The organism is Bacillus sp. MRMR6 (assembly GCF_001940785.1).
In the GTDB taxonomy this organism is placed as follows: domain Bacteria; phylum Bacillota; class Bacilli; order Bacillales; family Cytobacillaceae; genus Neobacillus.
In genome coordinates, this window is the sequence record NZ_MSLS01000010.1 from 17697 (window position 1) to 44037 (window position 26341).

General features: G+C 37.6%; 27 protein-coding genes and 2 pseudogenes. 18 read left to right on the forward strand and 11 right to left on the reverse strand.

Annotation, left to right across the window (positions count from 1 at the left end):
- The first annotated feature begins 193 nt into the window (after positions 1-193).
- Positions 194-2218 carry a lipoteichoic acid synthase gene (ltaS, locus tag BTR25_RS11670; protein WP_075688253.1) on the forward strand — a complete coding sequence of 675 codons (2025 nt, stop codon included), beginning with the start codon at positions 194-196 and terminating at the stop codon, positions 2216-2218.
- 173 nt (positions 2219-2391) lie between these two features.
- Complete coding sequence (locus BTR25_RS11675; protein ID WP_075688254.1) at positions 2392-2916, forward strand: HD domain-containing protein; 525 nt, start codon at positions 2392-2394, stop codon at positions 2914-2916.
- Positions 2917-2950: 34 nt separating this feature from the next.
- Here the strand turns inward: BTR25_RS11675 and BTR25_RS11680 are convergent, their stop codons facing one another.
- Entirely contained in the window at positions 2951-3427 is a 477-nt protein-coding gene (locus BTR25_RS11680) for a hypothetical protein (protein WP_075688255.1), read from the reverse strand.
- A gap of 131 nt (positions 3428-3558) precedes the next feature.
- Between BTR25_RS11680 and BTR25_RS11685 the strand changes: the two genes are divergently transcribed.
- From BTR25_RS11685 to BTR25_RS11725, 10 genes and pseudogenes are all read left to right on the forward strand, one after another.
- Positions 3559-3867 (forward strand): cation:proton antiporter domain-containing protein, encoded by a 309-nt coding sequence (locus BTR25_RS11685; protein WP_075688256.1) that lies wholly within the window; start codon positions 3559-3561, stop codon positions 3865-3867.
- 230 nt (positions 3868-4097) lie between these two features.
- Positions 4098-4229, forward strand: coding sequence for a hypothetical protein (locus BTR25_RS28425; protein ID WP_303046827.1), 132 nt, complete (start codon positions 4098-4100; stop codon positions 4227-4229).
- A 205-nt stretch (positions 4230-4434) separates the two neighbouring features.
- Positions 4435-5433 (forward strand): ABC transporter substrate-binding protein, encoded by a 999-nt coding sequence (locus tag BTR25_RS11690; protein ID WP_075688257.1) that lies wholly within the window; start codon positions 4435-4437, stop codon positions 5431-5433.
- 104 nt (positions 5434-5537) lie between these two features.
- Positions 5538-6563: an ABC transporter permease gene (locus tag BTR25_RS11695; RefSeq protein WP_075688258.1), complete on the forward strand. Its 1026-nt coding sequence runs from the start codon at positions 5538-5540 to the stop codon at positions 6561-6563.
- Positions 6538-7332 carry an ABC transporter ATP-binding protein gene (locus BTR25_RS11700; protein ID WP_075688259.1) on the forward strand — a complete coding sequence of 265 codons (795 nt, stop codon included), beginning with the start codon at positions 6538-6540 and terminating at the stop codon, positions 7330-7332. The genes BTR25_RS11695 and BTR25_RS11700 overlap by 26 nt, the downstream gene beginning before the upstream one ends.
- Before the next feature lie 182 nt (positions 7333-7514).
- On the forward strand, positions 7515-8630 hold the full coding sequence (gene hppD, locus BTR25_RS11705; protein ID WP_075688260.1) for a 4-hydroxyphenylpyruvate dioxygenase: 1116 nt from the start codon (positions 7515-7517) through the stop codon (positions 8628-8630).
- Positions 8631-8654: 24 nt separating this feature from the next.
- Positions 8655-9645: pseudogene (locus tag BTR25_RS11710) on the forward strand (fumarylacetoacetate hydrolase family protein).
- Positions 9608-10756, forward strand: coding sequence for a homogentisate 1,2-dioxygenase (locus BTR25_RS11715; RefSeq protein WP_175596768.1), 1149 nt, complete (start codon positions 9608-9610; stop codon positions 10754-10756). The pseudogene BTR25_RS11710 and the gene BTR25_RS11715 overlap by 38 nt, the downstream one beginning before the upstream one ends.
- A gap of 114 nt (positions 10757-10870) precedes the next feature.
- Positions 10871-11485: an NUDIX hydrolase gene (locus tag BTR25_RS11720; RefSeq protein WP_075688262.1), complete on the forward strand. Its 615-nt coding sequence runs from the start codon at positions 10871-10873 to the stop codon at positions 11483-11485.
- Between the two features lie 159 nt (positions 11486-11644).
- Positions 11645-13006, forward strand: a complete 1362-nt coding sequence (locus BTR25_RS11725) for an aspartate kinase (protein ID WP_075688263.1) — start codon at positions 11645-11647, stop codon at positions 13004-13006.
- A gap of 36 nt (positions 13007-13042) precedes the next feature.
- Here BTR25_RS11725 and BTR25_RS11730 read toward each other — a convergent pair whose 3' ends face one another.
- Positions 13043-13648 (reverse strand): DUF2238 domain-containing protein, encoded by a 606-nt coding sequence (locus tag BTR25_RS11730; protein WP_075688264.1) that lies wholly within the window; start codon positions 13646-13648, stop codon positions 13043-13045.
- 154 nt (positions 13649-13802) lie between these two features.
- Between BTR25_RS11730 and BTR25_RS11735 the strand changes: the two genes are divergently transcribed.
- Complete coding sequence (locus BTR25_RS11735) at positions 13803-14426, forward strand: GntR family transcriptional regulator (protein WP_075688265.1); 624 nt, start codon at positions 13803-13805, stop codon at positions 14424-14426.
- A gap of 58 nt (positions 14427-14484) precedes the next feature.
- Here the strand turns inward: BTR25_RS11735 and BTR25_RS28430 are convergent.
- The 8 genes and pseudogenes from BTR25_RS28430 to BTR25_RS11775 form a co-directional block, all read right to left on the reverse strand.
- A pseudogene (locus BTR25_RS28430) lies at positions 14485-14828 on the reverse strand (CBS domain-containing protein); the annotation flags it as partial.
- 53 nt (positions 14829-14881) lie between these two features.
- A complete protein-coding gene (gene mnhG / locus BTR25_RS11745) occupies positions 14882-15241 on the reverse strand; it encodes a monovalent cation/H(+) antiporter subunit G (protein ID WP_075688267.1) in 360 nt (119 codons plus the stop codon).
- The gene (locus BTR25_RS11750) at positions 15225-15509 is read right to left on the reverse strand and encodes a Na(+)/H(+) antiporter subunit F1 (RefSeq protein WP_075688268.1); all 285 of its coding nucleotides are present in this window, start codon (positions 15507-15509) and stop codon (positions 15225-15227) included. The genes mnhG and BTR25_RS11750 overlap by 17 nt, the downstream gene beginning before the upstream one ends.
- The gene (locus BTR25_RS11755; RefSeq protein ID WP_075688269.1) at positions 15509-15985 is read right to left on the reverse strand and encodes a Na+/H+ antiporter subunit E; all 477 of its coding nucleotides are present in this window, start codon (positions 15983-15985) and stop codon (positions 15509-15511) included. Before BTR25_RS11755 ends, BTR25_RS11750 begins: the two co-directional genes overlap by 1 nt.
- Before the next feature lie 4 nt (positions 15986-15989).
- Positions 15990-17471 carry a Na+/H+ antiporter subunit D gene (locus BTR25_RS11760; RefSeq protein WP_075688270.1) on the reverse strand — a complete coding sequence of 494 codons (1482 nt, stop codon included), beginning with the start codon at positions 17469-17471 and terminating at the stop codon, positions 15990-15992.
- Complete coding sequence (locus BTR25_RS11765) at positions 17464-17805, reverse strand: Na(+)/H(+) antiporter subunit C (RefSeq protein WP_075688271.1); 342 nt, start codon at positions 17803-17805, stop codon at positions 17464-17466. The genes BTR25_RS11760 and BTR25_RS11765 overlap by 8 nt, the downstream gene beginning before the upstream one ends.
- Positions 17805-18227, reverse strand: a complete 423-nt coding sequence (locus BTR25_RS11770) for a Na(+)/H(+) antiporter subunit B (RefSeq protein ID WP_139311224.1) — start codon at positions 18225-18227, stop codon at positions 17805-17807. Before BTR25_RS11770 ends, BTR25_RS11765 begins: the two co-directional genes overlap by 1 nt.
- Complete coding sequence (locus tag BTR25_RS11775) at positions 18221-20626, reverse strand: Na+/H+ antiporter subunit A (protein WP_075688273.1); 2406 nt, start codon at positions 20624-20626, stop codon at positions 18221-18223. The genes BTR25_RS11770 and BTR25_RS11775 overlap by 7 nt, the downstream gene beginning before the upstream one ends.
- Positions 20627-20912: 286 nt before the next feature.
- Between BTR25_RS11775 and BTR25_RS11780 the strand changes: the two genes are divergently transcribed.
- The 3 genes from BTR25_RS11780 (at position 20913) to BTR25_RS11790 (ending at position 22656) form a co-directional block, all read left to right on the forward strand.
- Entirely contained in the window at positions 20913-21149 is a 237-nt protein-coding gene (locus BTR25_RS11780; RefSeq protein WP_075688274.1) for a hypothetical protein, read from the forward strand.
- 172 nt (positions 21150-21321) lie between these two features.
- The gene (locus BTR25_RS11785; protein WP_075688275.1) at positions 21322-22050 is read left to right on the forward strand and encodes a M50 family metallopeptidase; all 729 of its coding nucleotides are present in this window, start codon (positions 21322-21324) and stop codon (positions 22048-22050) included.
- Positions 22051-22167: 117 nt separating this feature from the next.
- Positions 22168-22656 (forward strand): nitroreductase family protein, encoded by a 489-nt coding sequence (locus tag BTR25_RS11790; protein ID WP_075688276.1) that lies wholly within the window; start codon positions 22168-22170, stop codon positions 22654-22656.
- A gap of 41 nt (positions 22657-22697) precedes the next feature.
- On the opposite strand, the gene BTR25_RS11795 is transcribed toward BTR25_RS11790, so the two are convergent.
- Positions 22698-23684 carry an NAD(P)H-dependent flavin oxidoreductase gene (locus BTR25_RS11795; RefSeq protein WP_175596763.1) on the reverse strand — a complete coding sequence of 329 codons (987 nt, stop codon included), beginning with the start codon at positions 23682-23684 and terminating at the stop codon, positions 22698-22700.
- 178 nt (positions 23685-23862) lie between these two features.
- Between BTR25_RS11795 and BTR25_RS11800 the strand changes: the two genes are divergently transcribed.
- Positions 23863-25098, forward strand: a complete 1236-nt coding sequence (locus tag BTR25_RS11800) for a DHH family phosphoesterase (RefSeq protein WP_075688278.1) — start codon at positions 23863-23865, stop codon at positions 25096-25098.
- Positions 25099-25347: 249 nt separating this feature from the next.
- Positions 25348-26325: an acyltransferase family protein gene (locus tag BTR25_RS11805; RefSeq protein ID WP_075688279.1), complete on the forward strand. Its 978-nt coding sequence runs from the start codon at positions 25348-25350 to the stop codon at positions 26323-26325.
- Positions 26326-26341: the final 16 nt, after the last annotated feature.

Below are 26341 nucleotides of genomic sequence, written 5' to 3' on the forward strand. Positions count from 1 at the left end.
ACTTTATTGGGTTAAACTCGTCTTATATAGTTGAGGTTGGCAATAAAATTTTTTATTTTACAAGCTTATTTAGAAAAATGGCGAGTTACTTTTTCTTCAGGGTGGAATGATTTGTTTCCATTATATTACAAAACATGGTATATTAGTAAGGTTCGTTTACCGAAGCTGCTTGGTAAGTGAGAGGAGAAGTAAAATGAAAAAAATTAATCTGCACCAAATAAAAAATAATGGTCATCTAGTCTTTTTTTCCATTGCCGTTGTTTTGTTTTGGTTAAAAACGTATACTGCTTATCGAATAGAATTTACACTCGGAATTGATAATACACTCCAAGAGTTTCTTTTATTTATTAATCCTTTAAGTTCAGCTTTGTTCTTTTTTGGATTGGCTCTACTTTTTAAGAGAAGTACAAAATTGATCATAATCATTACCAATTTTATTTTGTCCTTCTTGCTTTATGCAAATATCGCATACTACCGGTTTTTTAGTGATTTCATTACAGTTCCGGTGTTAATGTCAACTAAGACAAATGCTGGACAGCTAGGAGATAGTGCTCTCTCACTAATGTCTCCCTATGATATCTTTTATTTTACTGATTTCTTTATTTTAATTTTCCTTGCATTTACCCTTTATAAGAAAGTAACTGTCGAAAACAAAAAAGCTTTTAAGGTTGTTTTATTGTTTTCAATCACGATCTTCTTATTCAACCTTGGTTTGGCAGAAAAGGATCGTCCACAATTATTGAGTCGTTCGTTTGATCGAAATTACTTAGTAAAATACCTAGGCGCATACAATTTTACCATTTATGATGTTATCCAAAATATTAAATCCTCGGGTCAGCGTGCACTTGCTGATAGCAGTGACATAACTGAGGTTGAGAATTACAGAAAAGCTAACTATACAGGAGCAAACCCAGAATACTTTGGGAAAGCAAAAGGTATGAATGTTGTTTATGTAGCGATGGAATCTCTCCAGAGTTTTGCAATTAATTATAAGATGCCAGACGGACAGGAAGTAACACCATTTTTGAACTCGCTGGCAAATGACAAGGGTACTTTCTATTTTGAAAACTTTTTCCATCAAACGGGACAGGGAAAAACATCGGATGCTGAATTTTTAATGGAAAATGGTTTATATCCAATGGCACAGGGCGCTGTATTTGTAAACAAAGCTCAAAACACGTATCACGCTATGCCGGCGATACTTAAGGGTTATGGTTACTACTCAGCTTCATTCCATGGTAACTATAAAACCTTTTGGAATCGTAATGTCATGTATAAAGCCCTAGGATACGACCAGTTTTTTGATGCAGATTATTACAACATGACGGATGAAAATACTAAAAATTATGGCTTAAAGGATAAACCATTTTTTACAGAATCTATGCCTCTGCTCGAAAGCTTACCTCAGCCATTTTATACAAAGTTTATGAGTCTTTCTAACCATTTTCCGTTTGAAATGGATCCAGAAGATACCGATTTCCCAGCAGGTGAAACAGGGAATAAGGTGGTTGATCAGTATTTCCAGGCAGCTCACTATATGGATGAAGCAATTGAACAGTTCTTTAATGATCTAAAAGCCTCAGGATTATACGATAATACTGTAATTGTTATGTATGGGGACCATTATGGTATTTCTGAGAATCATAATGAGGCGATGGCACAGGTACTTGGTGTTGACGAGGTTACTCCAGCGATAAGTGCAGGGTTACAACGCGTTCCATTATTTATACATGTACCTGGTTTAGAGGGCGGGGTTCAAAGCCAATATGGTGCCCAGGTGGACGTTCGTTCAACAATTCTGCACCTATTAGGAATTGATACAAAGGATTTTATGGAATTGGGTTCTGATCTACTATCAAAACAACATCGTAATTGGGCATTATTTAGAAACGGTGATTTCGTAACACCGGAAGTTGTTAGCGTTAAGGGAAAATGCTACGATGCTGAAACAGGGGAATGGTTAGAAAATAGTGATTCCTGTAAAGAAATTAGCGATAAAGTAAATATCGAGTTACAGATGTCAGATGAAATTGTTTATAAAGATCTTCTTCGATTTTACCATCCGGAGGGATACACCCCGATTAATCCTAGTGATTATGAATATATCGCTCCAAAAGTAAACAAAGGCCCAAAAAATGAAGATTCGACTAACGAGCCGAAAGAAGAATCTACAGAAGGAACAAGTGAAGAACAGGTTGAAGAAAAAATTGAAGAATAATTAGCGCAGCGAAGGGAAGAATGATATTCTTCCCTTTTTACATTTAAAATGTTTCATTTTTTTGGCTGTTTTTGTAAAGAGAAAATCTTACATAATTATAGAAAAAACTTTATATTTATAATATAATTAATCTTAAAAATTTTCACGTTATTAATTGGGTAGGAGGAAAGAGCATGAGAGATGTAAAGTTACTCCACATTTATGAACACCACATTGCACAGAAATATTTAAATCGTTCTGGTCTAGCACATGCAATCGCTGTTGCCTATCATGCCTTTCACTTAGGGAAACAATACCATTTGGATATTGACATCGCTGCAAAAGCAGGTCTATTACATGATATGGGTCATTACACATGGTATAAAAATGGGAAATGGGATTACGATTTATATAAGCAAAATGATATTCATGCCATTAAAGGAGCAGAAAGGGCGCATAAATTATTGATTCGGTTAGGAGAAAATCCGGTAAAAGCCAAAACGATTGCACTGGCCATTTTATTTCACACAGATTCTTTTCTTCCATCCAATGATATTATACGAACACCTCTCCAACAAATTGTAAAATGGGCTGACGAAAAAGATGAAGAAGAGGGGGGAATGCATCACTACAGGACGATTGAGTATGAGCGTGGAAAACAAAGCATTATCCGATTGGATGAATGGATTGATGAGGAATTAGCACGCTCAGCAAAATAGAACAAGCTGTGCATTTAGCACAGCTTGTAATTTTCTATACTCGTTGAAATCCTTCTTCCTTTAAGAAATCTTCAGCTTCACCATATGTATTAAAACTTTCATCCAAATTTAGTCCATAATATATATTCCAAGCATCATTTTCATTAATTAAAATAAGATGATCCTTGTCCTCGTTTACCCAACGCTCTTCAGTTTGTTCTCCAACAATAGCTTGTTCTTCCGCGGATCGCTGAACGGGTGATAAACCTTGAATGGCTTTCTGGAGCAATATATTCAATTCCTCCTCAGAGTAATCTCGAATATTTACCATACCTTTATCGTCTGTGGTATAGTCCTGCAGATGGCCTGAATATACAAAGCCATTTCCATTAGGGTGCAGGTGGTAAACGATATTTTTCTTATCGGATACACTGTTAATAAGTTGAAAGTTGACTCGTTTTAATGAAACATCTTTTCGTTCAAGTTCTGGGAACTTCTCGATAATTGCTAGTTTTTCGTCGAAAGTTAGCATAGTTACCTCCAATAAAGTCATAATGATTTTATCATACCGATTTTTATCAAAAAGATACACCTTTTTATTTTAAGGCATTAAATAAAGTAAGTTCGTATTTTGCGAAATCTGCTTGCTTTAGGGATTGATTGATGGGTTTGAATGATTTTCAAGCAATGTTTTTAGGATTGCTTTTATCAGCAACAAGTGTGAGCATATCTTTTTCAAGAATTGAGGAATTAAATAAACTAAAATCGAGAGCAGGTACGGCAATATTAAGATCAGCCGTCATTGATGATGTTGTGGTCATTATTGCATTGGCTTTTTTAATGAGTATATCGAGCGGTAAGGACGTACATCTAGGAATAAATTATTGTGATATTTTAGTTGGCTGGAAAGTCGTCCGAGGGATTTTACCGTTGGTTTCAACCATTATTGCGGCAATACCGATTAGAAAATAAATTGGTCAATCAAGAATTATTTGCAGCATTAATTGTGCTTGTCTTAGTCACTACCATCGTTACGCCACCAATGATGAAGCCTGCATTTTAGGATGGTACAAAAAAATAGAATTGAGTACGGCTGATGGTTTTAACAATATTAAAGCGTAAATGAATAGATTGGATACCCCCATACTAGAACTCTTCGCGTCGAATAATATGGTACCTAATAAGACACGGAGGTTAGATATATGGGTGTTGTATTAATTGATATTGATAAACTACTAGAATCAACTACAGATCTAACATCTGAGAAGAATGTAACAAACCAAAAAGCACCGATTGAGATTGATCAGTTGCTTGATCGCACGCGTGACTGGTAAGAAGATAACATAAATTAAATCTCTCAAAGCCCTCCAATGTATATGGAGGGTTTTTACTATTAGTTGAACTTTTTCACTTATACGCGTTAAAGTATAAAATTATTTTGAACAATTCTATTGACTTTCAGTATAAAAAAATACTAGAATAATTTTTATAATATAATTAATTTTTAGATTATTTAAACTAAAAAAGGGGGATAAAAAGATGAAGAAGAATTTTAAAGCTCTATCATTTGCGCTGGCAGGTATGTTAATGCTTGCTGGTTGTGGGAGTAATGATACAGCAGGCGGGTCAACAGAGGATGATAGTGAAAAAGTATATAAAATTGGTATTTCACAGTTTGTAACGCATGACTCTTTAGACAATGCGACAAAGGGTTTCAAACAAGCGTTAGAAGATAAAGGAATTAAAGTGAAATATAATGAACAAAATGCACAAGCAGATATGAACAATACAAAGACCATTGCTGATAACTTTGTTGGGGATAAGGTAGACTTGATTTTTGCTAATGCGACTCAAAGTGCAGTTAGTGCGTTAAATGCAACGAAGACGATTCCAATTATTTTCACTTCGGTAACAGACCCTGTCGGTGCTGAATTGGTCAAAGCATTTGATCAGCCGGGAGAAAATATTACCGGTACAACCGATAACCATCCTGAAGGTACAGCTAAAACGATTAATTTCATTACAGATGAAGTAGGGGCCAAGGAGATTGGTGTCATATATAACTCAGGTGAGCAGAATTCGATTGTTCAAGTGGCAGAAGTAAAAGAATTAGCAGAAAAGAAGGGTGCCAAGCTAGTAGAGGTCTCTGTCTCAACGTCTGCTGAGGTGAAGCAGGCAACTGAATCCTTAGTCGGCCGTGTTGACGCAATCTATATCCCAACAGATAATACGGTTGTTTCCGCACTTGAAACGGTTATTTCTGTAGCGAATAGTAAAAAAATCCCACTATTTGTTGGTGAACTTGATTCTATGAAAAAAGGTGCTGTAGCTGCAAGTGGATTTGATTACTATGAGCTTGGATATCAATCTGGTTTAATGGCTGTAGAAATTCTAACAGGTAACAAGAAGCCATCTGAGATTCCAGTAGAACTACCAAAAAGCTTAACTCTGATGATTAATAAAAAAGCTGCTGAGGCACAAGGGCTGGAAGTGAAGGAAGACTGGAAGAATCTTGGTGAGTTTTACGAGGGTGAATAATAATAGCTTTTATATCAACAAGGAGTCGGCCTCAAAGGTTGACTCCTTGTCACGACATGGGTCAATTAATCTAAAAGTCACAAGGCTAGGAAAGGATGATTTCAATGTTTACAGCCATATTTGGATCATTTGAAGCAGGCATTATATATGCGATTATGGCACTAGGCGTCTATCTTTCCTTTCGAATTCTGGATTTCCCAGATTTAACGGTTGATGGAAGTTTTGTAACAGGTGCTGCAATTTCAGCTATTATGATTGCAAATGGTGCTAATCCGTTCTTTGCAACCTTCATGGCTTTATTTGCAGGTTTTGTTGCGGGTTGTATGACGGGATTGCTTCACACATTTGGAAAAATAAATAATTTGCTTTCCGGAATTTTGATGATGATTGCTCTTTATTCAATTAATCTTCGAATCATGGGAAAATCGAATGTTCCTCTGTTAAATAGTGAAACAGCTTTTACGAAAATCAGCAATTTTTTTGAGGAGCTCGGCATTAATTCTTTCTTTAATAACATTTTAACCATGGTTGGACTTGGTGATAGTTTACCAGAAACATGGGGCATTCTTATTTTTATGATTTTTGTTACCTTGTTAATTAAATGGCTGACAGATTCCTTTTTACAAACTGAAATAGGGCTCGCTGTTAGAGCCACTGGTGACAATAAGCGTATGATTCGCAGTTTGTCTGCCAATACAAACCTGCTCGTGATCTTAGGGCTTGGTCTATCCAATGCCTTAGTAGCCTTTTCTGGGGCGTTAATTGCCCAGCAAGGTGGGTTTGCAGACGTAGGGATGGGAATTGGTATGATTGTAATCGGGTTAGCTTCTGTAATAATCGGTGAAGCGCTGTTTGGAACAAAGTCCATTGCAAGAGCAACACTAGCAGTAATCGGCGGTGCCATTATTTATCGAATTGTCGTCACTCTAGCATTAAGAGTGGATTTCTTAAATCCAGGTGATATGAAACTAATTACTGCAGCCATTGTCATTATTGCCTTAACGACCCCTAAAATTATTGATTACTCAAAGGAAAAAAAGCGAAAAGCGCGCAGAAGAACGGAAAGAATGACTAAAGCAACTGTCGATCGAAAGGGTGAAAGCCATGCTGCACTTAAATCAGATTCATAAGATCTTTAATGAAGGAACACCCGATGAAAAAATCGCCATTGACCACGTAAACCTAACTCTAAAGCCTGGAGATTTTGTTACGGTGATCGGAAGTAATGGTGCGGGGAAATCGACATTAATGAATATTATCTCTGGGGTTTTAGTGCCAGATATTGGTGAAATCCATATAGACGGTAAAGAAGTTACCAATATGTCCGAGTTTAATCGATCCAAAATGATTGGACGCGTTTTCCAAGACCCGATGGCTGGAACAGCGCCAACCATGACGATTGAAGAGAACCTAGCCATGGCGTTTGCACGTAACAAGAGAAGAACACTGCAAAAGGGAGTTACGAAAAAAAGAAAAGAATATTTTCGTGAAGTTCTAGAAACTCTTCACTTAGGGTTAGAAAATCGATTAAGTGCTAAAGTAGGACTGCTTTCTGGCGGAGAACGGCAGGCACTTTCATTATTAATGGCTACATTTACGGAGCCTTCCATTCTATTGCTGGATGAACACACGGCAGCACTTGACCCTTCTAGAGCTGAGTTAATTACGAATCTTACTAGGGAAATTGTTGCGAAGTATAATTTAACTACTTTAATGGTTACACATAATATGCAGCAAGCGATTGATCTTGGTAATCGGTTGATCATGATGGATAAAGGACAAATCATTTTAGAAGTAAATGAAGATAAAAAGAAGGATCTCACAATCGAGGGTTTATTAGACGAGTTCAAACGAATTCGCGGCCAACAGATGGTCAGTGATAGAGCAATACTAGGATAAGAGATCTTGTATATAGAGGAGGAGACAGCCTGACATAGGCTGTCTTCTCTTTTGTTTGTCTGAGGGAGGCTTTATTACCTGAAAGCGTTATTGCTTTAATGTCGGCTCTTGAGAGGACAGGTTTACATCAATTAAAATATATTCTGAATATTATAAAATTATTAGGGGTAGGGGGAGTATCGATGAAAGGGAAGAGAGTAAAAGCTGATGAATTAAAAAATGATTTTTTTCCAGTGAGAGATGTAGATTATATCGAAATGTATACTGGAAATGCCAAACAAGCATGTCATTTTTTTTGTACCGCGTATGGATTTAAACCGGTTGCCTATTCCGGCCTCGAAACAGGGAATCGTGAAACCGTTTCCTATGTTCTCCAGCAAAGAAATATTAGGCTTGTCCTAACAGGCACGTACCAAGATCATACTGAAGCTGCTAATTTTGTGAAGAAACATGGTGATGGAGTAAAGGATATTGCTCTATTAGTGGATGATGTTGAGCAGGCGTTTGCTAGTGCTGTAGAGCGTGGAGCAATTGCCCTAGCAGCCCCAGTTGAATTGCGAGATGAAAAGGGTGTGGTAAAAAAGGCCGTCCTTGGTACATATGGGGATACGATCCATACGTTAGTGGAACGGAAGAATTACCAAGGAGATTTCTTGCCTGGCTATGAGCCTTACTCAGTTTACCTGCCAATAAAGGATGCAGGGCTAATCGGAATAGACCATGTAGTAGGAAATGTTGAGAGAATGGAGGAATGGGTGCAGTACTATTCAAAGGTAATGGGATTTGTTGAGATGAAGCATTTCTCTGATAAAGATATTACGACTGAATATTCTGCTCTGATGTCTAAGGTTATGCATAATGGAGGACGCATTAAATTTCCGATTAACGAACCTGCTGAGGGAAAACGCAAGTCGCAAATCCAGGAATATTTAGAATTCTACAATGGGCCGGGAGTACAACATCTTGCCATATTAACTGAGGATATTGTTTCAACAGTTACTACCTTAAAAGAAAATGGTGTGGAGTTCTTAAAAACTCCAAGTACTTATTATGAGGATTTAGGACAGCGTATAGGAAGAATTGACGAGGAAATCGAAAAACTCAAAGAGCTTAATATTTTGGTAGATCGAGATGATGAGGGGTATTTGCTGCAAATTTTTACAAAACCTATTGTGGACCGTCCCACTTTGTTTATTGAAGTGATTCAAAGGAAGGGTGCCCGTGGTTTTGGTGAAGGGAATTTCAAGGCTCTATTTGAGTCAATTGAACGAGAGCAGGAAAGACGAGGTAATCTATAATCTAATGGACTGGCAGGTGACTAGATGAAGTTTGTAACGTTTGAAAGGTATGACGGAAAGATAAGGGCTGGCCTCCTGTTAGATATAGACCATGTCATTGATATGTATGAAGCAACTGAGGGAGAATTGCCTGAAAAGATGTTAGAGTTTCTTGATCTTAATGACGAAGCGTTGAAAAGAGCCGCTAAGCTACTTACATTGAATAAAGGTGATCAAGGTGTCTATCGGTTAACTGAAATTCATTTAAAGGCGCCATTGCCGAACCCAAGAAGCTTTCGTGACTTTTATGCCTTTGAACAACATGTAAAAGCCGCTAGAGAAAATAGGGGTTTAGACATGATCCCTGAATGGTATCAGATCCCTGTCTTTTATTTTTCTAATCATCTTGCGATAAAAGCTCCAGGAGAAAAAATTGTTATGCCACAAAAATGCACAAAGCTAGACTATGAGCTTGAAATTGCCTGTATCATAGGGAAACAAGGAAGAAATATTCCTTCATCGAAAGCGGATGACTATATTTTCGGGTATTGCATATTGAATGATTGGAGTGCAAGAAATCTTCAACAGTTAGAAATGAAGGTGGGGCTGGGTCCTGCAAAGGGAAAGGATTTTGCTACTAGCATTGGCCCATGGATCATCACAAAGGATGAGTTGGAAGCTTCTAAACAGGGGAAAGGCTTTAATCTCTCGATGAAAGCGCGTGTCAACGGCCATCTGATATCACAAGGGAATATGATGGATATATTTTATTCTTTCAATGAAATGATTGAACAGGCTTCAGCTGCAACAACACTTTTTCCAGGTGAGATCATCGGATCCGGGACTGTAGGGACCGGATGTATCCTAGAGCTTGGGTCAAGGATCCATCGCTGGCTGCAGCCAGGTGATATTGTAGAACTAGAAATTGAAAAGCTAGGAGTGTTAAAAAACTCAATCACAAATTTGGAAGTGAGGTGAGTGGTGTGTACTATCGTCAAATGGGAAGTATTCCTCACAAGCGCCATACAATGTTTAAGAAAAAGGATGGAAGCCTGTACCGAGAGCAGGTGATGGGTACCAGGGGTTTTTCTGGCACTCAATCAATTCTTTATCACCATTATATGCCGACAGAAGTGTTGAAATCGGAATTGAATACATCATATTTGCCAGAGTATGAAGGCAAACAATCACTAAAGCACCGCCACCTTGTTACAGGCAAGATTGAAAAAAAGGGAGATGCGCTCACCTCAAGGACCTATTTATTAGGAAATCAGGATTTACTTATAGGAACAGCTTATGTAAATGAGCCGATGAAGAACTTTTATCGAAATGGTGATGGAGATGAAATGCTATTCATCCATTATGGCTCTGGAAAACTCGAAACGATGTTTGGAACCATAACATATCGGCCTGGTGATTATCTGGTCATACCAATCGGTACAATTTACCGGATCCTGCCTGATGAGAATGAGGCAACAAAGATGCTATTTGTGGAGGCCTTTAGCCAGATAACCACTCCAAGGCGCTACCGTAATGAATACGGCCAGTTGTTAGAGCATAGTCCATTCTGTGAGCGGGATATAAGGGGACCAGAAATGCTAGAAACCTATAATCTACAGGGAGAATTTGAAGTATTATTAAAATCCCGCGGAAGCATACATTCTCATGTTTTAGGTCATCACCCGTTTGATGTGGTTGGATGGGATGGGTATTTATATCCGTGGGCTTTTAACATAGAAGATTTTGAACCAATTACAGGAAGAGTTCATCAACCGCCACCCGTGCATCAAACATTTGAAGGCAAACATTTTGTCGTCTGCTCTTTTGTACCCAGGTTATTTGATTACCACCCAGAAGCGATACCTGCTCCATATTATCATAGTAATGTAAATAGTGATGAAATGCTTTATTACGTTGAGGGAAATTTTATGAGTAGAAAAGGAGTTCAAGTAGAGTCGATTACACTTCATCCAAGTGGTATTCCGCATGGTCCGCATCCAGGTAAACCCGAATCCAGCATAGGGAAAAAAGAAACACTTGAAATGGCTGTTATGATTGATACCTTTCATCCTCTGCAAGTGGTAAAAGGATTGACAGAAATCGAGGACCCAACCTACATGTATTCATGGACAGATAAAAAGGAATAATATTTAGAACAATCCGGCGGCAAATGCTGGATTGTTTTTTATGGAAAGAATGGGCAATTTACATGAAAAAAGTGATAGTATTATAAATAAGTTCTTATTATGGAGGGGAAAATCATGAACTTAGGAAAAATCCACGATAAATTAAGAAGCCATGCCCCCGCCATCTTGGGGAGTGAGCGATTTTCAAAGTTTGCGGTTATGCTGCCGCTTATTGAGAAAGAGGATGGATTACATGTTTTATTTGAAGTCCGATCCAAAGAGTTAAGAAGGCAGCCTGGTGAAATTTGTTTCCCTGGTGGAAGAATCGATGAAGACGATAAAGGTGAAAAAAGTGCTGCAATTAGAGAAACTGTTGAAGAGTTAGGATTAAAAGAAGAGAATATAACGGAAGTATATCCACTGGATTTTATGATTTCCCCATTTGGAATGATCATTTACCCTTATGTTGGTCTGATTAGTAATCCTGAAACAATTAACCCTAATCCCAAAGAGGTCGGCGAAGTTTTCAGTGTGCCGTTATGTTTTTTTCTTGAGAATGAACCGAAAGTTTATCACATCCATTTCAAAGTTGAGCCAGAAGAGAATTTTCCGTTTGATTTAATTGTTGGCGGTGAAAATTATAACTGGCAGTCAAAAGCTCTAGATGAATACTTCTATATTTATAATGAAAACGTCATCTGGGGGCTGACAGCCAAGATCCTAGCTCACTTTATTGACATCATAAAATAGAGTGGAATTAGTGAATTTCAAATATGAAATTCACTGTTTTTTATCCTTTTTGTACATTCCAGAAAAACAAATGTCTTTTTCCAAGAGAAAACACTTGATTATTTTCAGAATACAGATAAAATTAAAATTATATTTTTTAGTGATTAGGAGATGTTTTTTATGAAGGTTGTGAAATTTGGAGGATCATCTTTGGCATCTGGAAAACAAATCGAGAAGGTTTTTCAGATTGTTACTTCTGATAGTGCGCGTAAAGTGGTTGTCGTGTCTGCACCGGGAAAGAGGTATGAAGAAGACGAGAAGGTAACGGATTTATTGATTGCGTGCGCAGAAAAATGCCTGCAAAATTCCGACCCGAAGAATGAGCTTAGTGCAGTAATAGCGAGATACTCGGCGATTGCTGAGGAGTTAGCACTTCCTGATGAGGTTATTAAGGAAATTAAGGAAGATTTAACAGAACGGTTGAATGGTGACAAAAGCAAGCCAGATCGTTTTATGGATAGGTTAAAGGCAAGTGGTGAGGATAACCATGCAAAATTGGTAGCTGCGTACTTCCAGCAGCAGGGGATAGAAGCATATTACGTTGACCCGCAGGAAGCAGGTTTACTGGTGAGTGATGAGCCAGGTAATGCCCAAGCATTACCCGAAGCCTATGACCGTTTATATGCCCTTCACGAGAGGTCAGGCGTCTTAATATTTCCAGGGTTCTTTGGATATAGTCTAGGAGGAGAAGTTTTTACTTTCTCTCGCAGCGGTTCTGACATTACTGGTTCCATACTGGCTAATGCCCTAAAGGCGGATTTATATGAAAATTTCACGGATGTTGACGCAGTATTTTCTGTCAATCCATTTATTGTAGGTAGGCCAAAGGAAATAAGGGAATTAACCTATCGGGAAATGCGTGAATTGTCTTATGCAGGATTCACTGTCCTACATGATGAAGCACTTGTTCCTGCTTTCAAAGCGGGAATCCCGGTGCAAATTAAGAATACAAATAACCCAAGTGCACCCGGAACACGAATTGTACATGAGCGTGATAATACGAATGGACCCGTAATTGGTATTGCAAGCGATAAGGGATTTTGTAGTATTTATGTTAGCAAGTACTTAATGAATCGAGAAATTGGATTTGGCCGTAAATTGTTAAGCATATTAGAAGGATATGGCCTGTCGTATGAACATACACCTTCAGGTATTGACGATGTGTCGGTAATTTTGAGAGAAAGCCAGTTTGACTTAGATTTAGAAAATGAAATCAAATGGCGGATTGAAACGGAATTACAAGCTGATCAAGTCAAAATAGAGCACAGCCTCTCATTGATTATGGTGGTTGGCGAGGGGATGCGCCGGAATGTTGGTACAATGGCACGAGCATCTAAAGCCTTGGCAAAGGCAGAGGTTAATATTGAAATGATTAACCAAGGCTCTTCAGAGGTTAGTATGATGTTTGGTGTAAAGGTTGTAGATGAAAAAAGAGCAGTTCAAGCATTATATGAGGAATTTTTTGCTGCTGTTACAGTATAGTTACAAAAATGCTAAAAAAGCAGACCGATTTTTTAACTAGTTGGTCTGCTTTTTTGCTTTTTTATTGTGGTTCTTCCGGATTTTTAGTTTTGTTCTAATACCTGCCCAGATGGCAATAATCAGACCACCACCGGTGTCAGAGATTAAATCAACCATGGTGTCATGATTTCCTCCACCCTGGAGAGTCATGCCAAGGAATTGGTCTGAACTAAACTCATAGATCTCCCATAAGACTCCTCCAAGTGATGCAAAGGATAAGGTAAAAAGAAACACTAGTAAAGGAGAAATATCCGGTGAAGCTTCACGATGGACCAATCTCTCATACAAGGCAACGGCGGCGAAGGCAAGTATGGCCCCGCTTATAAAATGCATGAAAGTATCCCACCAGCCAAGGCCGTACCAGCCTACGATCGAACCGAAATATTGTGAACCTACTAGGAAGACTAGGTAAGAAATAACGATAGGCAGGTTAAAACGCCATTTGGTAAAAATCGCCATAAGTAAGGGAACGGCTCCGCAAATTATCCCCCCAATCGCTACCGTAGATTTAAAACTTTGCCCTTCCGAACGATAATAAAAGAATAAAATAACCATAAATAAAACATATATAGAGCTTAAGATGAGCACAAGCTTTCTATTCAATCATGACACCACCTTTGATTATATGTATCAAATTATATCCAAAATAACTGAGAGTAAGTCATTACTATCAGTTAAACACTCGCATATACACATTTAAAAGAGTATATTAGGATATAAGTTATATTAGAAAAAATGGTAGTGGAGGATCCGATCTATGCAAAGGGCACAAATTCCAACCTACGAACGCATTGCAATTGATTTAGCCAGTAGAATTTACGATGGGAAATATAAAGTAGGCGAAAGAATCCATGGAAGGTCGACACTGGCAAGCGAATATCATGTTTCTCCGGAGACAGTTAGAAGAGCCATAAAGATTTTAGAGGATGTTGAGATTGTTCAGTCGACAAAGGGAAGTGGGATTGTTATATCTTCCCGAGAGAACGCCTACAAATATATTCATCGTTTTTCAAATTTGGCTAGTATTAAAGACCTTGAAAAACAAATGGAAACACTAATCACTGAACGAGAAAAACTAGATGGAGAATTATTTGATACGTTGAGAAAAATTCTGGATTATTCTGGAAAACTACGACACACCAATCCATTGGCTCCTATTGAAGTGGAAGTTTTTCCTGGCTGTATACATATTGGAAAGACAATTTCAGAGGTTAAGTTCTGGCAAAATACAGGTGGTACCGTGATTGGAATGAAAAGAAATGGTGAATTAATTATATCACCAGGACCATATGCGCTAATTTTGGAAGGGGATATCCTGCTAGTAATTGGCGCTGATGAAACCTATGAAAGAGTGGTCCATTTTATGGAGGAAAAAAAATAAGCCGGTGGGAAACCCGGCTTTTCGTTACGAATCTAATAATCCTTCCATGCACCGCATGAACATTACTCTCCATTACATCCTCTATTGAGGCCATGTGGTTTAATAGGTGAATTGATTTTAAGGTCACAAGACCTAGTAGTAGGTGATCTTTATTGGTAACCATTAAACTATCAACTTTATTATCCTTCATAATTTCAATCGCCTGGAGGACATTTCGCTTCGAGGTTATTTTTTACTGGATTAGAAATCATAATCCTATCTGCTATTTTAATAGCTTCATCCATATCATGCGTTACAAAAATGATTGTTTTGTTTAACTCTTTTTGCATTTGGTATAGCTCGTCCTGTAACGAGCTTCTTGTCACTGGATCCTAGTGCACTAAATGGCTCGTCCATCAAAATAAAATCGGAATACAAAAAGACTGCTTCTTACCATGAGAAGCAGTCTTTGAAAACTACTTTTTTACATAGACCTTATCTTGTGAACTTTTTAAGTCATCCTCGACACTTTTATCCCACAGTTTGACTCCTGAATGATAGGCAGAGCGACTAATCAGGTGACCAGCAACAGGACTAGTTAAAAATATGAAGAAAATCCCTAACAGAACGCGTGAATCAAAATGGCCATGGACATTAAGGAAATAGACAAATGTACCAAGAAGAATTGTCATGATTCCAAGGGTCGTACTTTTGGATGCAGCATGATTTCTTGTATAAACATCAGGTAATCGAATCAGTCCGAAGGTTGAAACTAAGGATAGGATTGTACCAAGTATAATAAGGATCATTGAGATGATTTTAAAGGTCTCGGCCACGATCAAATATCTCTCCTTTCTCTAGGAACTTGGAGAATGCAATAGTCCCGATAAAGGAAAGGATACCGAGCAAAAGTATGGCTTCGAGATATGCACTTGTGTCAAGAACAACGGAAGTAATGGCTACAAGAGCAATCAGATTTATTCCAATTGCGTCAAGTGCAATTACTCTATCATGAGTAGAGGGGCCTTTAATTAACCTATAAATTAGTCCTAATATCGAGAGGGAGATGCCTAGCAACGCGATTTTTATGATAATTTCAAACATTACCTGCTCACCTCCATAATGGCTCTTTCAAATGTATTCTTTATGCTGTCGATGGCTTCATGTTTCTCAGGGATATCCATAGCATGAATGTAAAGCGTTTGTCGATCAAGCGAAACATCAACAACTAGTGTTCCGGGAGTTAACGTGATTAAATTCGCTAAGATGGTAATTTCCCAATCCTTAGTCAATTCCGTTTTTAAGGCAAAAATCCCTGGTTTTATATTCAAGGTGGGACTTAGAATGTGTTTTAGGACACTAATGTTGGATAGTACTAGCTCTTTTAAGAAAAGAGCTAGTAATTTAATTACCGCCCAAACTCTAACTAAATAAAAACGGCTAGTAAAGAATCTTCTGTAAGCAAGCATGATTAACAGCCCAAGGAGATACCCAATAAAAAACGAACTTGAACCATAATCATTTTTCAAAAACATCCAGATGAATGCGAGAAATACATTCAGTAAAATTTGAAAGGACATAGCATTACTCCTTTAGTACAGCGTTAATATAGATTTCTGGCGAAAGCAGTATTTCTACAGCCTGTGAAATGTATGGGTATATTTCTTCAGTCCCAAGACCGTATAAGACTGATAGTACTACCAGAATCACAGCAGGAATGAATAATTTAGTAACGTTGACTTTACTTAAACTAGGGTTAGATTTTCCCCAGAACCCATACATAAATATTCTAAAAACGGAATAGAGGACCATTAAGCTTGAAAGTAGAATAATCGCTAGACCAAAATACGCTTCAGCTTCCACGGCGCCTCGCAGAATAAGTAATTTTCCGGCAAAGCCACTAAATGGAGGTATGCCAGCTAATGAGATAGCTGCAATGAAAAAGGTCCAGGCTATAGCAGGGTACAGTTGAATCAACCCGCCCATTTTTCTCAAATCACTGGTTCCGCTTACCTTAATCATAATCCCTATAAGTAAAAATAGCGCTGCTTTAATTAACATATCATGGATTAGATAGAATATAGAACCTGTTAGGGCTGGCACATTCATTAATGAGATACCAAAGCTAATGACGCCAACCGCAATGACTACATTATAAATAATAATTTTTTTAACATCCCAGTAAGCAAGAGCCCCGGTTATACCAACAATGATCGTTAATAAGCCTAGCACACCTAGAATCGTATGTGTAAAGGACTGATCATGATAGAAAATAAGTGTATAAGTTCGGAAGATGGAGTAAATCCCAACCTTTGTAAGCAATGCACCTAACAAGGCCATGACAGGAATAGGTGGTGCATTATAGGCACCTGGTAGCCAGAAATATAATGGGAAAATAGCTCCTTTTGTACCGAATACAACTAAAAAACTAATCGCAATTACACTAAGTATTCCTGGTTGGTTCACTTCAGCAACCCGTTCCCCTACTTGTGCCATATTTAAAGTACCGACAATCGAATATAAATAGGCAACTGTAATAACAAAGAAGGCAGAAGCTAGGACATTAACAATGACATATTTTAATGATTCTCTTAGTTGTTTCTTGGTGCCTCCAAGGACCAAAAGGACATATGAAGCCATTAACATTACTTCAAAAAAGACGAATAGGTTAAAAATATCTCCTGTCAAGAATGCTCCGTTAACACCTACAAGCAAAAACTGCAATACTGGGTAATAGTAAAATTGCTCCCGTTCTTTTCCTATTGCATTAAATGAATAGAAAAGAACTGCCGAACCGATTACAGTAGTTGTCAAGACCAGTAAGGAAGCAAGCATGTCGGCAACTATGATAATCCCAAATGGTGCCTGCCAGCTTCCAACTGCTAGTGTCAGCATACCTGATCCTGATTGGGATACTTGATAAACGACAGTAACAGAAATCCCAATAGCAATTAATGAAGAAAGCATGGAAATGATCTTTTGAAGCCTTACTTGTTTTACTAGGAATATAAGGATGATACCTGTTAATAGCGGCCAGATTACAGGCATTAAAATAAGATTATTCATTTACATCGTTTCCTTTCAATCGCTCCATATCATCGGTACCTAATTCTTGATATGCTCGGTAGGCAAGTACAAGTAAAAAGGCAGTGACTCCGAAGCTGATAACTATGGCCGTTAGTATAAGTGCTTGTGGTAATGGGTCTACATAGGAAGCGGCTTCTTCAGTTAATAGAGGTACCGCCCCTTTCTTCAAACCACCCATTGTCAAAAGAAGCAAGTGGGCACCATGGCTTAATAAGCCGGTACCGATAATAATACGCAAAATGCTTTTAGAAAGCATTAAGTAGGTTGCGCACGTGAATAAAATACCAATTACAAATGCCATTAAGATCTCCATTATTCATCCTCCCCTATTGTTTGAATAATGGTCATCGTTACTCCGACAACGACAAGGTACACCCCTAAATCAAATAACACGGCAGTATGGAGTGATGTGTGACCTAGAATCGGGATATCAAAATACTGGTATGCATGTGTCATCATAGGGACATCAAAAAACATTGCCCCTGCAACTGTCAAGGTCGATATCAATAATCCTGTAGCCACGACTAACTTATAATCAACTGGTATAAGCTTTGCTACCGTTTTTATATCGTAAGCAAGCAGTAATAGTACAATCGCTGCAGCCGTCAAAAGACCGCCGACAAAGCCTCCACCAGGTGAGTAATGTCCACCGAAGAAAATCGAAACAGAAAAGAGGAGAATGATGAATACAACTACTTTTGTTACGGTTTGAAGGATTAAATCATTCTTCATGATTCCTTATTCCTCCTTGTCAGCCTTAGTCGAATCATTGCGAAGATACCTAGAGCTGCAATCCCTAAAACAGCAATTTCAAACATTGTATCCATCCCCCGGAAATCGACAAGGATGACGTTCACAACGTTTTTGCCTCCAGCCTCTTTATAGGCATTTTCTAAGTAATAGTCTGAAATTGGATTAAATAACTTTTGACTATGAGCCGAAAGAGCTACTAGCGTTACAACAATCCCCACTCCGATTGAAACCAAGGCGTTATTTAATCTGAACGTAATTCGTTCCTCGCTTCTACTCGCAAGCTTAGGTAAATGATAGAAGCATAACAAAAAGAGTGCTACAGAAATGGTTTCAATTACAAGCTGGGTGAGTGCTAAGTCTGGTGCTCGGAAGAGAACAAAAAACAACGATACGGTATAGCCGACAGCACCTAATATAATAATTGAAGTTAAGCGTGACTTAGCAAAAATAATGGATATAGCTCCGATGACCATTGCCAAGACTAAAACCAATTCATATATACCTATTGGTGCAAGGTTGGTTAGGTCAATATGAAATGCATCTTTGATAAACAATGCATATACTAAAATAAGAAAGAAAAAGGAAAAAATATAGATAAGATAACTTCGTATTGAACCTGTTATAACCTTTTTGTTCAATTGATTTGTCCACTGATCCAATAACGAAAGAATACCGTCATATACCTTGTTCAAAGTGTACTTTTCTGGGAATACCTTATAAATTGGTATCCACTTTGTGAGTGTTAAGGTAAGCAGAGTTCCCAAAATGACTACACCAATGGTCATCCATAGTTCAGTCGTCCAGCCATGCCAGAAAGAAATGTGTACATGGAAATCATGACTGGTAAGTGTTGGCTGAATGCTTGCAACAGCTGGTTCTATGAGTGTAGAAGATAATAAGTTTGGAAAAAATCCAAAAATGATAACTAATGAAACAAGGATAACTGGCGATATTAGCATTCCAATAGGTGCCTCGTGGGGCTTTTTCTCCAGCTTTTCCAATTGAGCCTTTCCAGTGAAGGTTTTAAACACTAAAATCATACTGTAAATAAAGGTGAAAACACTAGCAACCCATGCAACCACTGGGAAAAGAAGACCCCAAGTTTCCATATTGAAAATATCAAGCTGTAAAGTATGGATCATACCAGTAAAAAACATTTCTTTACTCAAGAAACCATTAAAGGGTGGAAGACCCGCCATAGAAAACCCGCCTATGACAGTGATTGTAAAGGTAATAGGCATAAAGGGCATTAAACCGCCCAACTTCCTTATATCTCGTGTACCTGTTTCATGGTCAACAATACCTGCAGCCATGAACAAGCTTCCTTTAAATGTCGCATGGTTAATTAAATGGAAGATCGCTGCGACAGTGGCCGCCATGTAAATATTATCATCCAAATCCTCATAGTGGAGTGCGGCTGCACCTAGGCCTAATAATGACATAATTAAACCAAGCTGACTGACAGTCGAGTAAGCTAGAAGTGATTTTAAATCCGTTTGTTTAACTGCAGTAAAAGATCCCCAGAATAAGGTAACTAAGCCAACTACAGAAACCACCCATAGCCAAACTCCAGACTCTGCAAAAACAGGGCTCAATCGAGCGACTAAATATATCCCGGCTTTTACCATTGTTGCTGAATGTAGATAGGCGCTTACTGGTGTAGGTGCTTCCATCGCACCTGGAAGCCAGATATGAAACGGAAACTGAGCAGACTTTGTAAAAGCCCCAAGTAACACTAATAGTAAAGCAGGAATGAATAGGGGATGATTGATCAATGTATCACTTTGGGCAACTAACTCCCTAATACTGAAGGTTCCACCCATAAAGCTCAAGATGATGAACCCACCAAACATACCCAATCCACCTAAAACTGTGATAAGTAATGACTTCTGTGCACCGTACCGTGAGCGATCTCGATCATTCCAGTAACCAATTAGCAGGAATGAGGAGAGACTCGTGAATTCCCAAAACATATAAAGAACAATTAGGTTATCAGAAAGAACAACCCCAAGCATTGCCCCCATAAACAATAGTAAGTAAACATAAAATTGATTTAATTTTTCTTTTTCTTTTGATAAGTAATAAATAGAATAAAGAATGACTAAAGATCCAATACCTGTAATTAGTAGGGCAAATAATAGCCCTAATCCATCGACATAAAAATCAATACCGATTTCTAGTGACGGGATCCATGTGGCACTTGCAGTAAACGTATTTCCACCTTTAGTTATAGATATAAACTGTAGGAAATAGACAAAAAGAAGTATTGGTAAGCCTAGGATCAACCAACCTGTATGTATACTACGGAACCGCTTATAAAATGTTGGCACAAAAATGGCCAGTAAAAAAGGCGCAAAAACCGCCCAGTGTAGACTTGACATAAACTCCCCCCTTAAGACATTACATTCACCCATATCTTGCGTAGAAAAAGAAATTTTTATGAAAATATGGGAGTGAGATGAAACAAATATTTTTTACAGTCCGGTACATAATTTAAAGTATACCTTATATTTTTTGGGAATGCATGGCTCGAAATCCTTGATAAAGTAAGGTTTTAAAAACTTATTAAATATGAAGAAACCGGTTATTTTATTAAAAAATTTTTTTTAAAAATATGTAATAAACCGCAATTTTGTAGTTAAAACTATAAACAAGGCGGTTGATGTGATGAAAAACAAGGTGCTAATATCATGTACAATTTTTGTTCTATTATTTGTAAGTGCATGGGTTATGAATGAACATACCAAACGGGATTATATTAAGCTGGTACTCAACGACACCGAGTCAATTGCAGATTATATATTTAGCCCTGAAGAAGTTGATGCGGAAACAATTGAGACCTGGAACTTTAAATCGAGGGAATATATAAAAATCCGCAAACGGATGGAGCAAACTGGACCCTAATAGGGTCCTTTTTGTGTTAGCCGTAGCACAGGGCGGTTCTCCTGCCTCCTTAAGGAAGCAGGAGAACCGTCCCTGCGTCCCTGGTTAAGGCATAACATTTTCTGGAAATACAGAATAATGGTAAGATAAAATAAAGAATATTTCACTAATTGAGGTAAAAGGGGACTGTGAAATGGGATTTTTAAAAGAAAAATTCAGCGCAAGGTTTTTCCTCTTCATGGCATTTGCGTTTATGCTCGTTCAACTTCCAATCGTAGGAGATTATTTTAGGATTATTAATACCCTCATACATGAATCGGGTCATGCGTTTGTGGCTCTATTAGGAGGAAATATTGAAACTATTTCTCTTTTCATGAATTCTGATGGAGTAACATATGGAACTGAGTCTACTTGGATCATAAATCTTTTAACAAGCGCTGCAGGATATATATTATCTTCGTTTATAGCCTTCTTATCCTTTTGGCTAATCAAAAGGAAAAAGTACACTATATTTATTGATATTCTGCTAGGTTTTATCATAATCAATCTTATATTATGGGTACGTAATCCATATGGGTTATTTTGGCTGTTATCATTTGGACTTATTTTTCTATCATTTTTGATAAAAGGAAGTAAAAATTTAATTAAAAACCTTTGTCAGTTAATTGCCTCCGTACTGTTAATTGAATCGGTGAGTACCGCATATGATATATTGGTAATAAGTTTTCTTCAGCCTCATTCAGCAGGGGATGCAGCCAACTTATCGAAATTAACGATCTTCCTACCACCACAGGTATGGGGGATGTTCTTCCTTCTACAAGCGTTATTCTTTTGTTTTCTAAGTTATAAAAAAGGATTATTCAAGTTTAGTGAAATAGAAATAGAAACAAGGTTTCAAATGGAAAGCACAGAAAGATGGTAGGATTGTTTAGAAACCCGCATTCTGCGGGCTTTTTCACATAAAAAATAACCATATTTAGGATAGGCAGGCATAGAATAATGTGTAACTGCATTTATCTGCAGAGTGAGGGGGGATTTAGTGGATATTTTGTCCATTATGAAGAGTCGTCGGAATATTAAAAAATTTAAACCCAATGTTCTAATAAACGTAGATTTAGTTCGTTCCTGGTTAGAAGCAGCCTCAATGGCTCCCAATCACAGAATGACTGAACCGTGGGAGTTTCATATAGTAGGTACTGAGACGAGAGAAAAATTAAATCATAAATCGAATTTTGGAGATGCTCCGTTAGTAATAGCGTTCCTTTCTAGACACGGTGCTTCAAATGTGGAAACAGAGGAAAACTTAGCAGCAACTGCCTGTTTGATCCAAAATTTCAACCTAGCTGCATGGGCAGAAGGAGTAGGAACATTTTGGTCATCGATTGGAATAACGGAAAAAAATCGAAAATTACTAAATGTCCCTGATTCTTATCATCTAGTCGGGGTATTGGGTATTGGTTATCCAGAGGTGATTCCAGATCCTAAACCCCGTACACCAATAGAAAATAAAATAAAAACACTTCCGTAGCATAAGGAAAAGCCAGTCGATTTGTTCGACTGGCTTTTTTGTTAAAGAGAACTTTCTTGCATAGCTTGCCGATATTCACTGGTTAGGTTATTAATAATTTGCTGTACAGGAAGAATTTCCTTTATTTCATCCACTCTAGCACCAGCAAATACTAGTCCGTTCTCTACATCTCCGTCAACAGACTTTAGTAGTGAATCTAGAGTACAAAAACGGTAAGAACAATTTTTCAGACAATCATGACATTTTGTTATCTTTAATTTGTCTCCGCCGCTGATTAACTTTGTAAAGTTATTGATGATCGCCCTGCCTTGTAAGCCAACAGTCGTTTTCACTAACACCGTATCCTCTTTCCGTGCTTCAACGTATTTTTGTTTAAACGACTCGGGAGCATCACATTCTACACTAGCAACAAATCGGGTACCAATTTGTACACCGGAGGCTCCCATTGAAAGAGCCTTTGCAATATCACGGCCAGTCATTATACCTCCTGCAGCGATGACTGGTATGGAGACCGCCTCGACTATTTCTGGAAGGATGTCGAACAAAGGCTTATCTGTACCCAAGTGACCACCTGCTTCAAACCCTTCAACCACAACGGCAGAAGCCCCAAGACGCTCTGAAATCCTAGCAAGTTTTGCACTAGAAACAATAGAGATGACTGGAATACCTGCCTGTTTACCCCATGAATACATATCCCTAGAAATTCCAGCACCCGAAATAATAAAGTCAACTTTTTCTTCAATTGCAGCTTTCATTTTTTCAGCGAAATCATTCATTGCAAATAGCACGTTTACACCGATATAACCAGTATCTGTAACAAGATCTTTTGCTCTTCTAATATGTGTTCGCAGCTCTTCTACTGAAATTCCTGTACCCGAAATAATCCCAACACCACCTGCATTAGCTACGGCGGAGGCAAGCTTGCTTAGTGAAATACCAACGCCCATGCCGCCTTGGAAAATAGGAACTTTTGGTATCATATGTGCGATTTTTAGTTGTGGAAAGTTCAAAATATTACCCCTTTTCAAATGTTAAATTGGTTTACCTACCGTAGGAGCATAACACGGATTTGAAATCATGTATGTGATATTTATTACCTGGTCATAGAGGTTATTTATATTACTTAATGGTAAACTTGGTATTGTATACAAATTGTCGCCATGAACAAACTATAAGTTGGTTACAAATTTAGAAGAAGGTGTAAAAATGGTAAAGCTTTTTACGGATATTGATTTAGATGGGCTCGGCTGCGGGGTAATTGCAAAGCTAGCTTTTGGTGATCATGTCGACGTAGCATACTGCTCTTATAGAAATTTAAATCAAAGAGTAGATACCTTTGTTGAACATCCAGATCATGAAGAGGTATATATAACTGACCTTGCTGTAAATAAAGAGGTCGAACAAAAATTAGCCCAGCGTTTCCAAGAGGGAAAGCACGTTAGAATGATTGATCATCATATTACGGCAAGTCACTTCAATGAGTATGAATGGGGGATTGTAGTACCTGAATATGAGACTGGGAAGAAAACTTGTGCAACCTCGTTGTTTTACGAGTACCTTCTTGAAAATAAGTTAATGAAAGAAAATAATGCATTAGAGCAATTTATCGAACTTATCAGGCAGTACGACACATGGGAATGGGATGAAAATAAAAACTTTGATGCGAAGAGACTAAATGATTTATTTTATATTATGAGTCGAGAAGTATTTGAAGAGGAAATGTTAAAGCGGTTTAATGAAAATCCTGCCTCATTTTCATTAACCGAAATGGAAAACAAGCTGCTTGATATTGAAGAAAATAAGATTGAACGGTACATAAATTCTAAAAGCAGACAAATCGTACAAGGTCAGATTGATGAGTATTGTATCGGAATTATCCATGCGGAACAGTATTTATCAGAGCTGGGCAATGCATTAAATAAAATATATCCTCACTTAGATATGATCGCTCTGTTAAATATGAGCGGAAAGAAAATGGGGTATAGAACAATCCATGATCATGTCAACGTTGCTCAGTATGCTAGAAAATATGGAGGTGGGGGCCACCCAAAAGCCTCAGGCAGTGAAATGAACAAGGAAGCCTTTGAGAAATTTGTTATCAGTGCCTTTAATCTTCCGACATTAAAGCCAGACCCAGATCGAAATGAACTAAATATAAAGGGTGCACAGTATGGTACAAGCTATCAGAATGCCGCTGGAGAAATAACTTATATTAAGCCGGACGTGGATCATAAATTTTTTGTTTTTCATAATGGTGTCAAACAAAATGAAGTATTCACAACGTATGAAGAAGCAGAAAGGCATGTTAAAAGGAAGTATATCTCTTGGCTTCGATTTGATCATGATTGCCTGCGGCAGTATGCCTCAGCCCAGCAGATTACAACCCAGGCTGTAAAAGAGAATTATGGAACGATTGTTGAAAACATAATACACAAATTATAGTAAGGAAAGAGCTTGTTATCCCAAGCTCTTTTTGTTTTCCCGTGATGTAATTTCTGTTTCTGCTCTAAATATAGTCATTTTATCTTAGGTAGTTTATATCATTATTTCAATATTGTTAGTTAAATGAAATAGAAAGTTAGCTTGATTAAATATTTCTGTAATATAACTCATGTAATATAAGGTTACTAATCTAGAATAGGTATAAAAAATTATCTTTATATAATACGTGAATGATTTCGAGGTGAGAAAATGGCAACAACAGAAAAGAGAAGCAAATACTTTGATAATGCTAAGTTTATCTTGATTTTCCTTGTCGTCTTTGGACATGTGATTAGCCCTTTAAAAGAAAAAGATGAGATTTTGTTTACGTTATATACGTTTATTTACTTGTTCCATATGCCAGCATTTATTTTTATTTCAGGTTATTTTGCGAAAGGATTTAAAAAGAAAGGATATTTTAAGAAGTCGATTAGTAAGGTCTTACTTCCATATTTAATTTTTCAATCAATTTATTCGCTTTTATATTATTTTGTTGGGACAAAGGCAACACTTGAATTTAATTATTTGCAGCCGCATTGGTCTCTATGGTTTTTATTAAGTTTATTTTTTTGGAATATCATGCTCTACGTGTTTGCAAGGTTGAAATGGATTGGCTTTTTGCTATCCGTTCTATTGGGTATTGGAATTGGTTATTTGGATCAAGTGGGGAGTTATTTAAGTTTATCAAGAACATTTGTCTTTTTTCCGTACTTCTTGCTAGGATTTCTTTTGGAAGGAGGTCAATTAAAAAAGTTAATTAAGGCAAGTTTTGCAAAACCTTTAGGAATTCTTATTATCACAGTGACATTGATCATATTTGGTATAGAGGCTCCGAAAGATTCAGTACAATGGCTATTAGGAGCGACTTCTTACGAAAATATGGGTGGAAAGCAGATTTCAGATGGACTTATACGTGCGTTACAATATACGTCGACAATAGTTGTTGCCTATGGCTTCTTGACGCTAATTCCGTCGACTCAATTTAAGATTACTAAAATTGGGGAAAGAACATTATACGTTTACTTGTTACATGGTTTTATTATCAAGACGATCCAAAGTATAATCCCAGGTGCTGTCCTTGAAAATTATCTGTTTTTATTTTCTTCGTCCTTCCTGATATGCTTATTTCTAGGAAGTTATCTAATAAAAAAATATACTCGTCCTTTGGTTGAACTAAGAATCTCATAAAACGATGTATATATTA

What these genes read in the sequence shown, in the direction of transcription:
- ltaS (WP_075688253.1), top strand. Translation starts at nt 194, where the DNA reads ATGAAAAAAATTAATCTGCACCAAATAAAAAATAATGGTCATCTAGTC.
- BTR25_RS11675 (WP_075688254.1), top strand. Translation starts at nt 2,392, where the DNA reads ATGAGAGATGTAAAGTTACTCCACATTTATGAACACCACATTGCACAG.
- BTR25_RS11680 (WP_075688255.1), bottom strand. Translation starts at nt 3,427, where the DNA reads ATGCTAACTTTCGACGAAAAACTAGCAATTATCGAGAAGTTCCCAGAA.
- BTR25_RS11685 (WP_075688256.1), top strand. Translation starts at nt 3,559, where the DNA reads ATGGGTTTGAATGATTTTCAAGCAATGTTTTTAGGATTGCTTTTATCA.
- BTR25_RS28425 (WP_303046827.1), top strand. Translation starts at nt 4,098, where the DNA reads ATGGGTGTTGTATTAATTGATATTGATAAACTACTAGAATCAACTACA.
- BTR25_RS11690 (WP_075688257.1), top strand. Translation starts at nt 4,435, where the DNA reads ATGAAGAAGAATTTTAAAGCTCTATCATTTGCGCTGGCAGGTATGTTA.
- BTR25_RS11695 (WP_075688258.1), top strand. Translation starts at nt 5,538, where the DNA reads ATGTTTACAGCCATATTTGGATCATTTGAAGCAGGCATTATATATGCG.
- BTR25_RS11700 (WP_075688259.1), top strand. Translation starts at nt 6,538, where the DNA reads ATGCTGCACTTAAATCAGATTCATAAGATCTTTAATGAAGGAACACCC.
- hppD (WP_075688260.1), top strand. Translation starts at nt 7,515, where the DNA reads ATGAAAGGGAAGAGAGTAAAAGCTGATGAATTAAAAAATGATTTTTTT.
- BTR25_RS11715 (WP_175596768.1), top strand. Translation starts at nt 9,608, where the DNA reads ATGGGAAGTATTCCTCACAAGCGCCATACAATGTTTAAGAAAAAGGAT.
- BTR25_RS11720 (WP_075688262.1), top strand. Translation starts at nt 10,871, where the DNA reads ATGAACTTAGGAAAAATCCACGATAAATTAAGAAGCCATGCCCCCGCC.
- BTR25_RS11725 (WP_075688263.1), top strand. Translation starts at nt 11,645, where the DNA reads ATGAAGGTTGTGAAATTTGGAGGATCATCTTTGGCATCTGGAAAACAA.
- BTR25_RS11735 (WP_075688265.1), top strand. Translation starts at nt 13,803, where the DNA reads ATGCAAAGGGCACAAATTCCAACCTACGAACGCATTGCAATTGATTTA.
- BTR25_RS11750 (WP_075688268.1), bottom strand. Translation starts at nt 15,509, where the DNA reads ATGTTTGAAATTATCATAAAAATCGCGTTGCTAGGCATCTCCCTCTCG.
- BTR25_RS11755 (WP_075688269.1), bottom strand. Translation starts at nt 15,985, where the DNA reads ATGTCCTTTCAAATTTTACTGAATGTATTTCTCGCATTCATCTGGATG.
- BTR25_RS11760 (WP_075688270.1), bottom strand. Translation starts at nt 17,471, where the DNA reads ATGAATAATCTTATTTTAATGCCTGTAATCTGGCCGCTATTAACAGGT.
- BTR25_RS11765 (WP_075688271.1), bottom strand. Translation starts at nt 17,805, where the DNA reads ATGGAGATCTTAATGGCATTTGTAATTGGTATTTTATTCACGTGCGCA.
- BTR25_RS11775 (WP_075688273.1), bottom strand. Translation starts at nt 20,626, where the DNA reads ATGTCAAGTCTACACTGGGCGGTTTTTGCGCCTTTTTTACTGGCCATT.
- BTR25_RS11780 (WP_075688274.1), top strand. Translation starts at nt 20,913, where the DNA reads ATGAAAAACAAGGTGCTAATATCATGTACAATTTTTGTTCTATTATTT.
- BTR25_RS11785 (WP_075688275.1), top strand. Translation starts at nt 21,322, where the DNA reads ATGGGATTTTTAAAAGAAAAATTCAGCGCAAGGTTTTTCCTCTTCATG.
- BTR25_RS11800 (WP_075688278.1), top strand. Translation starts at nt 23,863, where the DNA reads ATGGTAAAGCTTTTTACGGATATTGATTTAGATGGGCTCGGCTGCGGG.
- BTR25_RS11805 (WP_075688279.1), top strand. Translation starts at nt 25,348, where the DNA reads ATGGCAACAACAGAAAAGAGAAGCAAATACTTTGATAATGCTAAGTTT.